Origin of the sequence: Kineococcus esterisolvens, from assembly GCF_050871405.1 — a bacterium.
In the GTDB taxonomy this organism is placed as follows: Bacteria; Actinomycetota; Actinomycetes; order Actinomycetales; family Kineococcaceae; genus Kineococcus.
The window spans coordinates 13599-27088 of record NZ_JBJLRI010000019.1 but is presented as its reverse complement, the minus strand read 5'-3'; the positions used below and the strand labels follow the sequence as shown (position 1 = coordinate 27088).

General features: G+C 74.2%; 7 protein-coding genes. 2 read left to right on the top strand and 5 right to left on the bottom strand.

The annotated features are described in order from the left end of the window. Nucleotides 1–22: 22 nt before the first annotated feature. The 3 genes from ACRYR8_RS08600 to ACRYR8_RS08590 form a co-directional block, all read right to left on the bottom strand. Nucleotides 23–1291: an ABC transporter substrate-binding protein gene (locus ACRYR8_RS08600; RefSeq protein ID WP_432483479.1), complete on the bottom strand. Its 1269-nt coding sequence runs from the start codon at nt 1289–1291 to the stop codon at nt 23–25. 161 nt (nt 1292–1452) lie between these two features. Next, nucleotides 1453–3615, bottom strand: a complete 2163-nt coding sequence (locus ACRYR8_RS08595; protein WP_432483477.1) for a DUF6259 domain-containing protein — start codon at nt 3613–3615, stop codon at nt 1453–1455. 107 nt (nt 3616–3722) lie between these two features. Then, nucleotides 3723–6398, bottom strand: coding sequence for a chitobiase/beta-hexosaminidase C-terminal domain-containing protein (locus tag ACRYR8_RS08590; protein ID WP_432483475.1), 2676 nt, complete (start codon nt 6396–6398; stop codon nt 3723–3725). A 373-nt stretch (nt 6399–6771) separates the two neighbouring features. On the opposite strand from ACRYR8_RS08590, the gene ACRYR8_RS08585 reads away from it, so the two are divergent. Then, the gene (locus tag ACRYR8_RS08585; protein WP_432483473.1) at nt 6772–8202 is read left to right on the top strand and encodes a hypothetical protein; all 1431 of its coding nucleotides are present in this window, start codon (nt 6772–6774) and stop codon (nt 8200–8202) included. A 149-nt stretch (nt 8203–8351) separates the two neighbouring features. After that, the gene (locus ACRYR8_RS08580) at nt 8352–9656 is read left to right on the top strand and encodes a sensor domain-containing phosphodiesterase (RefSeq protein ID WP_432483471.1); all 1305 of its coding nucleotides are present in this window, start codon (nt 8352–8354) and stop codon (nt 9654–9656) included. A 29-nt stretch (nt 9657–9685) separates the two neighbouring features. Here the strand turns inward: ACRYR8_RS08580 and yicI are convergent, their stop codons facing one another. After that, entirely contained in the window at nt 9686–11938 is a 2253-nt protein-coding gene (yicI, locus tag ACRYR8_RS08575) for an alpha-xylosidase (protein WP_432483468.1), read from the bottom strand. After that, nucleotides 11935–13338 carry a GH1 family beta-glucosidase gene (locus tag ACRYR8_RS08570; protein WP_432483466.1) on the bottom strand — a complete coding sequence of 468 codons (1404 nt, stop codon included), beginning with the start codon at nt 13336–13338 and terminating at the stop codon, nt 11935–11937. Before ACRYR8_RS08570 ends, yicI begins: the two co-directional genes overlap by 4 nt. Between the last annotated feature and the right edge of the window lie 152 nt (nt 13339–13490).

Sequence of the window (13490 nt, the reverse complement as noted above, 5' to 3'; positions counted from 1 at the left end):
TCACTCACGGGTCACTCGCGGGTCACTGCTGCGCCAGCACGTCCTCCATCGCCCGGTCGAGGCGCTGGAGCACCTCCTGCGTGCTCGCACGGCCGGCGATGAGGTCCTGCATCCCTCCCAGCAGGGGCTCCTGGATGCCGGGGTTCGGCGGGGTGACGAGCGACACGAACGTGCGCCCCTCCCAGGCGGCCTGCATGTCCGGGTACAGCGGGTCGAGGGCGGAGACGTCGATGCCCTCGCGGGTGGGGAAGGCCTTGACCTTGCCGAGGAAGCCGGTGTAGACGACCTCCTCGAAGAAGAAGTCGAGGAACTGCTCGGCGGCCTGCTGCCTGTCGTTGGTGGGGTTGATGCCGAACGACACCAGGTAGCTGCCCCACATGGGTGTCACCGGCTCGTCGGTCGTCGGGAAGTTCATGTACCCGACCGGCAGCTCCGCCTCCCTGGCGTTCGGCAGGATCCACGGCGCGGGGAACATCGCGGCCGTGCCCTGCAGGAACGCGGCCTGAGCGGCGGTCTGGTTCGTGCCCAGCGGGTTGGGCATGTAGTAGGGCACGAGCTCCTCGACGATGTCGAGCGACCTGGCCCACCCGGGGGTCCCGGAAAAGGTCGCCTCACCCGCCATGAGCTGCTCGTTGATGTCTGGGTTCTGCGAGAAGACGTTCTCGGCGGCCGCGTAGTACACCACGAACTGCGGCCACCAGTTGTCCTGGGCCGACATCGCCAGGGGGGTGATGCCCGCGTCGAGCAGCTTCTGGCAGGCCTCCCGGAAGCCCGAGTACGTCGTGGGCTCCTCGGTGATGCCCGCCCGGGCGAACAGGTCGGTGTTGTAGACGATGCCGTTGCCGGACTGGCTGATCGGCACGTAGTACGCCGCCTCCTCGTCCGGGGAGCCGCGGTGCGCCTCCTCCCGGGCGTCGGCGGTGAGCTGGTCGTAGAACGCCGCACCGGACAGGTCGGCGGCGAAGCCGTCCGAGATGAACTGCGCGAGGTTCTTCTGGTCGAAGCCGTAGATGTCGGGTCCGGCGCCACCGGCGAGGCGGGTCTTCAGCACCGTGTCGTAGTCGTTGGTGTTGACGAACTCCGCGTTGATCGTCACCCCCGGGTTCTGGTCCTGGTAGGCGGCGATGACGTCCTCGTAGGCCTTCTGCGCCTCGGTCCCGTCGCCCCACATGAGGAAGCTCAGCTCGTCCGGCCCGCTGCCGCTGCTGGAGGAGCAGCCGGCGAGCGCGGGGCCGGCGAGGAGTGCGGCGGGGAACGCGGAGAGGACCGCGCGGCGCGGCCAGGTGTCCATGGTTGCTCCTTGCTGATCGTCGTCGATAGCCCTGCAAGGAAGACCCGCTAGGGTCGTTCTATGTAGTCAAACTACACGAGAACCTGTTCGGGTACCAGGGTCTTCCACCGAGAGTCCTCGATGACCCCTCTTCAGGGGAACCAGCTGCCTCCCGGCAGTAGTCAAGCTACCGACGGGGCGTCCGCAGCGCCGATGACGACCACCGCCCCCCGTGCGGGCACCTCGAGGGGGCCGGCGAGCGGCACCCCCGCCGGCACACCGGTGCCCACGCGCACGACGAGGGGATCGGCCACGTCCTGCAGGTCCAGGTGCACCGTGCGCGGTGCGTCCTCGACGTTGACGACCACCACGCACCCGCCCCCCGGGCCCTCGGACCGCTCCCAGGCGGTGGCGGCCAGCCGGTGCGCGGACCCCGAGGCGTCGGTGACCGGGCGCTGCCCCAGGTACCGCCCGCGCCACAACCACGGCGCGAGGGCGCGGCGCACGTCGTCCACCGCCCGGGCGTAGGCGACCGTGCCGGGCGCGTCCGACGGGCGTCCCTTGAAGTGGAAGGGCTCCAGGCTCATGGCGTAGCCGTGCAGCAGGCACTGGTTCGCCGTGCCGCGGTCGTCGAACCCCGTGAGCGCCGTCATGAGGTGCACCCCCGGGCGCAGGACGCGCCCCAAGGGGACGTGCCGCTCGGAGGCGCTGCGGAAGTACGAGGAGTCGTAGTGCTCGAACTGCCCGTCGTAGCAGCCCTCGCCGACGACGACGAAGTCCTCGCGCACCTGCGCGGCCGCCCGCCGCAGGTCCTCGACGAAGTCGCCGTCCCAGTCGTACGCGGAGGCACCGGGACGGTGCCCGTGGTCCTCGGCGAAGCACAGCAGGGCGCGCCCGTGGTACAGCGACTCGTCCGCCAGCACGCCGGCCGCTCCCCACGCGGCCATCTCCGCCACCTCCCGGGCGAACTCCTCGCGCAGCTGCTGCGAGGAGAAGCACAGCGGCACGTAGGAGGGCGTGCTCATCCCGTAGCGCTTGCGGGAGGTGTGGTAGACCGGGCCGGGTTGCGCGTACGTCTGGCCGTTCTCGTCCAGGCAGGCGTGACGGGCGAGCCGCTCCCAGTGCGGTCCCGGGCGCTCGACCCACTGGTACTTCACGTAGAGCACGGCGGCGACGTCCAGCTCGTGCGCGCGCCGCAGGGCCCGGCGCAAACCCTCCTCACCACCCAGGCCCCGCGCCGGGCGGTGCACCGGCACCAGACCGTCCTGGCCCCCCTCGTTCCACCCCACGACCTGCACCGCCCCGATGCCGGCCGCGGCGCACTCCTCGACGATCCCGGTCAGGTCGTCGAAGTCGTACCGGGTCTCCCCCTCCGTCGAGCGCAGCTGCACCTGCAGCCACGAGCGGGGCTCGGCGAGCCAGCGCGCCGGGCTGGTGCGCGCCGGGCGCTGGGTCCTGCGGTAGGCCGCCAGACCGGCTGTCCAGTCGCCGCGGTGGGCGGCGACGACCACCGGCAGGACCGACAACCCCCCGTCGTCGCGCACCGCGGGGACCTGGACGGCGTCGAACGTCACCGCGGGCTCGCCGTCCAGGGGCTGCGCGCTGCGCAGCAGGCTGTCCCGGTAACCGGGCTCCAGGGACGCCCGCCAGCCGATGAACTCCGTGGTCGGCTCGGCGGGCTGGACGCTGAGGCCGCCGGAGGCGGCGGCGAGCACCACGAAGGGGGCGGTGGGGTTGCACACGACCTCGGGGCGCAGGTTGCCGCTGGCGTGGTCGGGGAAGACCGTCCCCCAGTAGGGGGCGTTGCTCTCGAACGCCGGCAGCAGCTCCACGACGCTGCCCTGGCTGTAGTCGCTCTTGTGCATCGTCAGGCGGCCGTCCGCCTCCGCGCGCAGGCCCCGCAGGCTGGGGAAGCGCACGGCCTCCACGAGCAGGCCGTCGACGGCGGCGTCGAGGGCCAGGTGCAGCGCGCCGCGGCCGTCGAGCCGCGCGGTGACCCGCAGGCTCGCGGCCAGGCGCTCACCGGCGCTCGTGACCAGACCGTCCCAGGTCAGCACGAGGGACCGGCCGTCCCCGGACGGCTCGGCGGACGACAACCGCTGCTCGCCGGTCGCCACCACCACGGTGCGGTCCCCGCCGCAGGGCACCTCGAGCACGAAGAGGGCGGGGTCGCGCGTCAGGCGCAGGCGATCCCCGAACGCGAGGTCGCGGATGCGGGTGATGCCCCCGCAGTGCGCGTCGAAGGTGACCTCCACCACCTCGTCGCGCAGGACGAGCGGCGCCGGGGCTGCGCTCGGGGCTGCGGTGGTGTCCGGGGTGCTGCGGGGGGTCGTCGTCTGCGTCACGGTCGGTCCTCTCCTGCTGGTCGCGGGGTGTGCTGCTCACGCGCTGCGGCGGGGTCCGGGACCGCACCGGTCCCGGGCCCCGCCGTGGTGCGGACGCGCCGGTCGCCTCAGGGAGCCCTGACGACGTCGACCGCGTCGACGAAGGCGGTGTTGTCGCCCTCGGTGGTGGTGGCGGCGAAGGTGATGGTGTGCGCTCCGGCGGGCAGCGCGAACGGCTCGGTCAGGTACTCCAGGTACTCCCCCGACGGCGGGGCGAAGGACCCCACCACCTCGTCGTCGACGAGGACGTCGAAGGTCTGCGGGCCGCCGAAACCGGTCCGGATCGCCGCCTCGAAGCGCACCTGGAAGGTCCCCTCGGGGAACAGCGCCTCCTGCTCGAAGCTGCCCGCCAGACCGGAGTCGGTCTTCAGGTAGGCGGTCCGCTCCCCCTCCGGGGCCGGGTGCGAGGGCACGAACGCCGAGTCGTTGTGCTGCACCCCCGCCCGTGCCGTGAAGGTCCAGCCGTTGACCATCGGCCCGTTGGCGGCGCTGCCCGTGGCCGGTCGCTCGAACCCGGCGTTGAACAGGGTGACCAGCGGCGGTTCCTGCGGGACGGTCGGGTTCCAGAAGCAGCGGTCCTGCTCACCCGGGTGCGGGTCCTCGCCGAAGGCCTCGGCGGTGCACTCCACGCCGTCGGTGAAGGTCCCGTAGGTGAAGGTCCGGCCGGAGCCGTAGGCGACGCTGGCGGTGCCCTTGAACTCGCAGCGGAAGCCGTCCTCGTAGGCGCAGAACCGGTAGCCGTCCGGGGCGTTCTGGACGTCGAGGACCTTGTACAGGCGGGACGTGGTGCCGGACGCCTCCAGGCCGTCGGCGAAGGCCTTCGCCCGGTACAGGCGCGTGGTGCCGGGGTCGAGGAACACCGGCCCGGTGTAGGGGGTCGACTCCTGCGTGGGTTCGCTGCCGTCGGTGGTGTAGCGGATCTGCGCGCCCGGTGTGCCGGTCGTCATCGTCACCGCCTCCACGGAGTCGTACTGACCCGGCGGCAGGCTGAGCACCGGGGCGTCCACCCGGCCCGCGACGGGAGCGGGGGTGACGGTGAGGCGGGCGATGCCGTAGGCGTCCGGGTCCTTCACGCTCTCGGCCCGGAGGGCGACCGTCCGCTCGGTGTCCACGTCGGGGGCCGTGTAGACACCGCGGCGGTCGACCGTGCCGCCGCCGGTCCCCAGGACGCTCCAGCGCACCCCGCCCCGCCCGTCGACGAGTTCGGCGCTCAGCCGCGTGGAGCTGCCGCCCTCGACGAACCCCTGGACCGGGTCGACGGCGACCTGGGTCGCGGGCGGCGCACTGGTGTAGACGGCGACCGTCCGCTCCGCGGGCAGCTCCGTGTCGGTGAAGGCCCCGCGGCGGGTCGTCAACCGGCCGGTGGACGCCGGCAGGAGGGCGTTGGCCTCCACCTGGGGGTCGTCCTCGGCCACGAGGCGGGTGAACTTCTTCGGGACGCCGGCACCGTCGCCGAAGTCGACGGTGACGTCGCGCGCCTGACCGGGCGCGGTCTCCACCAGGACGGTGTACTCGCCGTCGCGGCGGAACGCGGTGGCGCGGACGTCGGGCGAGGAGGAGGTCGTGGCGAGGACCTCGCTGTGCGCGGGCACGTAGCGCATGAGCAGCCCCGCCTCGTAGAACGCCTCGCGCGGTTCGGGGCCCAGCACCAGGCTGTCCCAGAGGTTCCACTGGCCGTTGGTGTCGCCGTCGGGGTCGGCGGTCGTGGTGCCGTTGAGCTGCCACACGAGGTTCGCCCGCACGCCCTCCTGCGCGCTGCGGACGACGTAGTTGGCGTAACCGGTCTCCCAGGTGCTGACGTCCCCGGAGGTCCAGCCGAACTCCGAGAGGACCACCGGCTTGCCACCGGCGACGGCCTGGCGGTCCTCCACCGCCTGGGCCATGGCCTCGTAGGACTCGCCGTACAGGTGGAAGGAGTAGCTGTCGAAGACGTCGCCGGCGTTCTCCTCCATGTAGGCGGTCCAGTCGGCGGCACCGACCTCCTCCGGGCCCCAGATCTCCACCTGGTCGCGCAGACCCGCGCCCTGCAGGTGCTCGTGGACCGCGCGCGCCATGGCGGCGTAGTAGGCCTTCTCGTCCCGGCCACCGGCGTCGAAGTCCCAGCTGCCGTTGGGTTCGTTGTAGAACGTCAGGTACTTCACGTTGTCGTAGCCGCGCTGGCGGATCAGGTCGTCCAGCAGGGCCGCCGCGGAGGCGCCGTAGGCCTCCAGGTCCGCGGGCGCGGCGATCCACGGGTCCGCCCCGGAGACCCCGAACCAGTCGTGGACGCGTTCCCCGACCTTCCAGCCGAAGTTCAGCTCGACCTCCGTGCCGGCCTCGCGGAAGACGTCGAGGTAGCGGTGGACGGCCTGCATCTCCGGGCTGGTGAAGTCGTACCGGCCCTTCTCCAGCTCCATCCAGTCGATCTGGAACCACAGGCGCGCGACCTTCGGCCGCACCGTGAGGATGCGCTCGCGGTCCGCTTCCCAGGCGGCGTCGTCGTACCCCAGCCCGGTCGTGCCGGGCAGGAGGCTGAAGGGCATGACGTTGGCGCCGACGCCCAGGTAGTCCTGCTGGAGCACCAGGTCGGGGTCCACCGTCACCGTCACCGACGGGTCGTGCCCCCGGCCGGCGGTGGCGGCGGTGGCGGGGGCGGGCAGGCCGGTGCCGAGCAGGCCGGCGACCACGGTGGCGGTGGTCGCGATCGCCAGGGCGGACCGCCACCGGCTGCGGGCGGGTTCGGGTGGGGGGGTGGAAGGGGGCATGGGGTCGTTTCCTCCTCGTCGAGGACCACGGGAGCCCGACCGCGGGAAGCGTTGCCGGGCTGCGACCGGAGCCGGAACGGAAGCCGGCCGTGATGTACTTTTACTACATGTAGACCGGCGAATCGGTCAAGGAGGTCGACAGGATCTGGGTGTTTTCGCCTCGATCGACACCTAGGAGGTAGTTGAACTACCGCGAAGTGTTCTGCCGTGCCTGACGGGTGAAGAGGGCGCTGCGCTTCGACGCTGCTGCACCGGGTCCCGCCCCACCGCTCGGCTCAGGTGCTGCGCCCGGCCGCCGATGGGCCGTCGGGTCCCCGGTGCCGAACCGGTGGACCGACGACCCGACACCCGGGGGGGAACCACCTTGGCGCTCGTGCACGAGTCCCTGCTGGAGCGCGGCCTGAGCCGCGGCGCCGTCGGGCTGCTGCGCCTGGTGGCCTTCGGGATGGTCAGCGGCTCGTCGCTGGCCTCGGTGGGCACGGCCACCTCGCTGGCGCGCGTCCTGGTGCGCGGGGGTCGGGCCGCCGGGCGCCGCGCCCTGGAGCCGCGTGCCGGCCGGCGGTCGCTGCGCCGCGCCGGGCACCTGCGCGCGCTGCCGGGTCCGGCCCTGTCGGGGATCGTCGTGGACCGCCCGCAGCGGGTGTCCGCGCCGGCGTCCCCGGTGTCGCTGACGGTGTCCGACCGGCCGCGCCAGGGCACCGTGCAGCTGGTCCTGGGCCGGGAGCTGGACGACGCGGTGGAGTCGCTGGTCGTGGAGGTGCGCCGCGGCGACGGGCCCTGGCGCCCGGCCGGTGCGCCCCGGCCCGTGACCGGTGCGGGCGACCGGTTCGGGCTGCCCCGCCCCCAGGCGCCGGGCCGGTACGCGTACCGGGTGGCCTGCGCGCGGCACGGCGTGGTGTCCGAGAGCTGCACGGACGCCGTGAACGCCGTGGTCGTCCCGCCCGCGCCGCCCGCCTCCCTGGCCGTGACCGACGACCCCGGCGCCGGGGTGGTGGTGCTGGACCCGGGGCGCGAGCTGGACGCCGCGACCGAGTCGCCGGTCGTGGAGGTGCGCCGGGACGGCGGCGACTGGGTGCCGGTGCCCGCCACCGCGCTCCCCGGCGCGACCGGGACCCCGCTGCTCGAGGCGCCCCGCCCCACCGAGCCCGGCTCGTACGCCTACCGCGCCTCCGTCGCCGCGGGCGGCGCCTGCTCGCCGACGCGCACCGACCGGGCCCGCGTCGTGGTGGCCCCGGCGCACCTGGGAGCGCTGCACGTGGAGGACCTGCCCGTGCGGGGCCTGGTGCGGCTGACGCCGGGCCGCGCCGTCGACCTCGCTCGCGAGGAGCTGGTCGTGGAGGTGCGTCGCGGCCGGTCGTCGTGGGAGCGGGTCGCGGTGACGGGCTCGGGGCAGGTGGCGGTGCTCGACGTGCCGCGACCGGTCACCGCGGGCTCGTACACCTACCGGGCGAGCGTGCGCGTGGCCGGCGCCTGCTCCGACAAGCCGACCGCGACCGACCGCAAGGTCCTGGTGGCGCCGCGCTCGCCGGCGTGGCTGAAGGTGCGCGCCCCTCGCGCGGGCGCGGTGGAGTTCCTGCTGCACCCGGTCCCGGCCGAGCAGGAGACGGTCCTGCTGGAGGTGCGGCGGGGCGCGGGCCCGTGGCGGGCGGTGAGCCCGGCGCCGGTGCGCGACGCCTCGGACCCGGCCCGCTTCAGCGCGGCGGCGCCGGCGAGCGCCGGGCGCTACACCTACCGGGTGGCGGTGCGGGCGTTCGGCGCCACGTCGGCCCCGGTCACGGCGCAGACGGACTTCACGGTCGCCTGAGGCGACGGCGCCCCGACCGGGAACCCGCGCTCCCGTGACGGCCCGGTGACCCGGAGGCGGACCGGGGTCCGCGTCGACGCCGCCGACCCGGCCGCCGACGCGGCCGCGCAGCCCGGCGCGGAGACGGACCGAGCGCTCGAGGAAGCCGCGTGATCAGCGCCGCACCCCCTCCCGCCCCCGGCACCGGGGGCACCGAGGTGCAGCGACTGCTGGACCTCGCGCGCGTCCACCTGGGCACGGACATCGGGCGGGTCTCCCGGTTCGCCGAGGACCGCCAGGAGATCAGCGCGCTCAGCGGGGACGGGGCGGGCGTGCACGTCGCGGTGGGCGACGCTCCGCCGCTGCAGGAGTCGTTCTGCGTGCGGGTGCTCGCCGGGGACCTGCCTCCCGTGGTCCCCGACGCGCGCCGGGACCCGCGCACCCGCGACCTGGCCGTCACGGCGCGCATGGGCATCGGCTCCTACGTGGGCGCCCCCCTGCGCGACGCGGCGGGCGGGGTGCTGGGGATGCTGTGCTGCCTCGGCCGCGGTCCGGGCCCGCACCTGGGCCTGGACGCCGCCCGGTACCTGTCCCTGGTCGCCGACCTGGTCAGCGACCACCTCACCAGCCCCAGCGCGCTGCAGCAGCGCGCGGAGTCGGACACCCGCCGGGAGGTGCAGCGCGTCCTCGACACCGGCGAGGTGGACGTCGTGTTCCAGCCGGCGCTGCGCCTGGCCGACGGCACCCTCGCGGGGCACGAGGCGCTGGCGCGGTTCCGCTCCCCCGCCTTCCCGCGGCCCGACCTGGCGTTCGCGGCCGCCACCCGGGTGGGGCTGGGGGTGCCGCTGGAGCTGCTCGCGGCGCGCGCCGCCCTGGCGCAGCTGCACCGCCTGCCGGCGGGCACCGCCCTGAGCGTGAACTCCTCCGCCGAGGCGCTGGTGGACCCGGAGGCCCAGGAGGTGCTGCTGGACGCCGCGGAGGGGGCCCGCGAGGGCCGGGTGGTCGTCGCCGAGCTCACCGAGCACACCCGGGTCACCGACTACCCGGCCCTGGTGGCGGCCGCGCGGCGACTGCGCGCGGGCGGGGTGCGCATCGCCGTCGACGACGCCGGTGCCGGCTACGCCAGTTTCCGGCACATCCTGCAACTGCGCCCGGACGCCATCAAGGCCGACGTCAGCCCCGTGCGGGAGGTCGACGTCGACCCCGTGCGCCGGGCCCTGTTCCGCTCCCTGGTGGAGTTCGCCGCCGACGTCGGTGCGACCCTGCTCGCCGAGGGCGTGGAGCACGCGGCGGAGTCCGAGGCGCTGCGGGGGCTGGGCGTGGTGCTCGGGCAGGGGTTCCTGCACGGCAGACCCGGACCGCTGGCCGCACCCGCCGGCACCGGCGGGCACGGCGGGTGGTCCCGCACGGTCGTGCTGCCCGGCCCCGGACCCGCCCACCCGTCCCACCAGCGCCGCGGCCCCCTCCCCGGCTGACTCCCCGCCGGCTCCCCGCGGTGGCCGGATCAGCCGCGGGCGACCTCGGCGCGCTCGGTGCCGCGCACGACGAGCGCCCGCCAGGGCTTCGCGGTGTCCGCCTCGACGGTCGGCACGCCGTCGCGCCAGGTGGTGGTGAACGTCGCCGCGACCGCACCGGTGGTGTCCGGCACCGTCGTGGTCACGGTCGCGTCGCCCACCGGCGGGAAGAGCAGCAGTTCCACCCCGTCGGCGTAGTCGTAGTCGGGCCGGTCGTCCACCGCGCCGCGCGCCAGCGCCGCACCGGGGCGCACGAGCAGCGGCAGGCTGTCCGCCTCGTGCGTCTCGGTCCGCCAGGCCGGGCCGTGCACGACCTCACCGGTGAGCAGGTGCGTCCAGGGACCCTCCGGCACGTAGTAGGTGACCCGCCCGTCGGGCGACATGACGGGGGCGACGAGGAGGTCGGGGCCGAGGAAGTACTGCCGGTCCAGGAACGCCGCGGTGGGGTCACCGGGCAGTTCCAGCAGCGCCGGGCGCATCACCGGGGTTCCCGTCCCGTGCGCCTCGACGGCGGCCGCGTACAGGTACGGCATGAGCCGCATCTTCAGCTTCGTGTAGTCGCGCGCCGCGCGCACGGCCCGCTCGCCGAACACCCACGGCACCCGGTAGGAGGAGCTGCCGTGCAGCCTGCTGTGCGAGGACAGCAACCCGAACGTCAGCCACCGCGTGAACAGGTCGTCGTCGGGCTTGCCCTCGAACCCGCCGATGTCGTGGCTCCAGAAACCGAACCCGGACAGCCCCAGCGAGAGCCCGCCGCGCAGGCTCTCCGCCATCGACGGGTAGGTGGAGTCGCAGTCCCCGCCCCAGTGCACGGGGAACTGCTGCCCGCCGGCGGTGGCGGAGCGGGCGAAGAGGACGGCCTCGCCGCGGCCGCGGACCTCCTCGAGCAGCTCGAAGACGGTGCGGTTGTACAGCTGCGCGTAGTGGTTGTGCAGCCGCTCGGGGTCGGAGCCGTCGAAGGGCACGACGTCCAGCGGGATGCGCTCGCCGAAGTCGGTCTTCAGGCAGTCCACGCCGGAGGCGAGCAGGGGGCGCAGGCAGTCGGCGAACCAGGCGCGCGCGTCGGGGTTGGTGAAGTCGACCACGCCCATGCCGGGCTGCCACAGGTCCCACTGCCACACCGAGCCGTCGGTGCGGCGCAGCAGGTACCCGGCCTCGGCGGCCGGGCGGAACAGCGGGGACGCCTGCCCGATGTAGGGGTTGATCCAGGCGCTGACGTGCAGGCCGCGCTCGTGCAGCCGCTTGAGCATGCCCTCCGGGTCGGGGAAGACCTCGGGGTCCCACTCGAAGTCGCACCACTGGTACTCGCGCATCCAGAAGCAGTCGAAGTGGAACACGCTCAGCGGGATGTCCCGCTCGGCCATGCCGTCGATGAACGAGGTGATGGTGGCCTCGTCGTAGTCGGTGGTGAACGAGGTGGACAGCCACAGCCCGAACGACCACGCCGGCGGCAGCGCGGGGCGGCCGGTGAGCGCGGTGTACTTGGCCAGCACCTCCTTCGGCGTGGGGCCGTAGATCACCAGGTACTCCAGCTCCTGGCCCGGCACGCTGGCCTGCACGGTGCTGACGCTCTCGGACCCGACCTCGAACGACACCCTCCCGGGGTGGTTGACGAAGACCCCGTACCCGGCGTCGGAGAGGTAGAACGGGACGTTCTTGTACGCCTGCTCGGTGGCCGTCCCGCCGTCGGCCTGCCACACGTCGACGACCTGGCCGTTCTTGACGAACGGCGTGAACCGTTCCCCCAGTCCGTACACGTGCTCGCCGACGCCGAGGGCGAGCTGCACGACGGTGTGGTGCTCGCCGGCGTCGGTGGTGACGATGCCGGTGCCCTTGGCGCCGGCGGTGGTCAGCGGCCGGCCGTCCCCGCTGAACCGCAGCGCGAAGGGCGCCTCCGGGTCGGTGTCCAGCTCCAGCGCCAGGCGCCCGGAGGTGAACCGCACGAGCGACCCGTCGCGCTCGGCGCGGCCGGGGCTGACGTCGGCGGTGTTCAGCTCGAAGTCGGGGCCGCGGTGCACGCCGCCGGCGAAGTGGGTGGTGCGCACGGCGATGACGTCCTCGGCGGGCGCGGACCAGTCCAGCGTGAGCACCGGGCCCTTGAGGGTGTCGCCGCGGTGCCGGATGCGCTGCACGGGCGCGACGACCCGCACGGTGGAACCCCCGGTCTCCACCCGGCGGGCCTGAGCGGCCCACTGCGGGTGGACGCCGGGGCGGGAGAGCCAGTAACCGTCGGAGAACTTCACGCCTGGGCCTCCCGGCCACGGGCGGCGCGCTGCGCCGCGGTGAGCCGCTGGAACCAGCGGTAGCTGTCCTTGGGGGTGCGCACCTGCGTGTCGTAGTCGACGTGCACGATGCCGAAGCGCTGGTCGTACCCGAACGCCCACTCGAAGTTGTCCATGAGGGACCACACGTAGTACCCGCGCACGTCGGCGCCCTCCGCGATCTGCTCGGCGACGGCGGCGAGGTGGCCGGCGAGGTACTCCACGCGGTCGGTGTCGTGCACGACGCCGTCCTCGCCGACGACGTCGGCCTCCGCCGAGCCGTTCTCGGTGATCCACACCGGCGGGCAGTCGGGGTAGCGCTCGAACACCTCGGCGATCAGGCGGCCCAGCGAGGGCGGGTCGACGGGCCAGCCCATGGTCGTGTGCCGCAGCTCGGGACGCTCGACCTGGCGGGTGCCGACGTCCATGGCGGTGCGCTTCGCCGGGTCGGGTTCGTCGTGCGGGGCGTCGGCGACGACGGCGGGCGTGTAGTAGTTGATGCCGAGGAAGTCGATCGGGGCACCGATGACCTCCAGGTCGCCGTCGCGGCGGTAGGAGCCGTCGGCGAGCTCGCCCCAGGTGGCGCGCTCGGACTCGGGGTAGCGCCCGGCCAGCAGCGGTTCGGTCCACACGAGGTTGTGGTGGGTCAGGGCGCGCAGCGCCGCGGCGCGGTCGGCCTCGGAGTCGCTCGCGGGGGTGACCTGGTCGAGGTTCAGGGTGATGCCGACCTCGCGGGCGCCTGCCTCGCGCAGCTGCGCGACGGCCAGGCCGTGCCCGAGCAGCAGGTGGTGGGCGGCGGCCAGCGCCGGGGTGCCCTCCTGCGCACCGGGGGCGTGGTGGCCGTTCGCGTAGCCGAGGAACGCCGCGCACCACGGTTCGTTGAGGGTGATCCAGCGGGTGACGCGGTCGCCGAGGGCGTCGACGACGAGGCGGGAGTACTCCGCGAACCGGTGCGCGGTGTCGCGCTCGCGCCATCCGCCGGCGTCCTCCAGCTCCTGGGGCAGGTCCCAGTGGTAGAGGGTCACGGCCGGGTCGATCCCCCGGGACAGCAGCTCGTCGACCAGGCGGTCGTAGAAGCCGATCCCGGCGGGGTTCACCGGTCCGCGCCCGCCGGGCTGCACGCGCGGCCACGCGGTCGAGAACCGGTAGGAGTCCACGCCGAGGTCGGCCAGCAGGGCGACGTCCTCGCGGTAGCGGTGGTAGTGGTCGCAGGCCACGTCGCCGGTGGCGCCGCCGAGGGTCCGACCGGGGGTGCGGCTGAAGGTGTCCCAGATGGAGGGGGTGCGACCGTCCTCGGCGACGGCGCCCTCGATCTGGTAGCTGGCCGTCGCCGCGCCCAGCACGAAGCCGGGCGGGAACGTCGGAAGGTCGGGCGCGGTCACGGGTCCTCCTGGGGCGCGGTGGTCCGGGGGCGGTGCAGCAGCGCCCCGCCCGAACCCGTCGAAGCGCTTCGATGAGCTCGTCGCTGACGTTAGGTGCCCGTCCCCGCCCGGTCAAGGAGCCCGGCACACCCGCCGCGAGCGGTCCGCCGCCA

Bases quoted from the DNA above. Each gene is read 5' to 3' on its own strand.
- ACRYR8_RS08600 (WP_432483479.1), bottom strand. From the start codon at position 1,291: ATGGACACCTGGCCGCGCCGCGCGGTCCTCTCCGCGTTCCCCGCCGCA.
- ACRYR8_RS08590 (WP_432483475.1), bottom strand. From the start codon at position 6,398: ATGCCCCCTTCCACCCCCCCACCCGAACCCGCCCGCAGCCGGTGGCGG.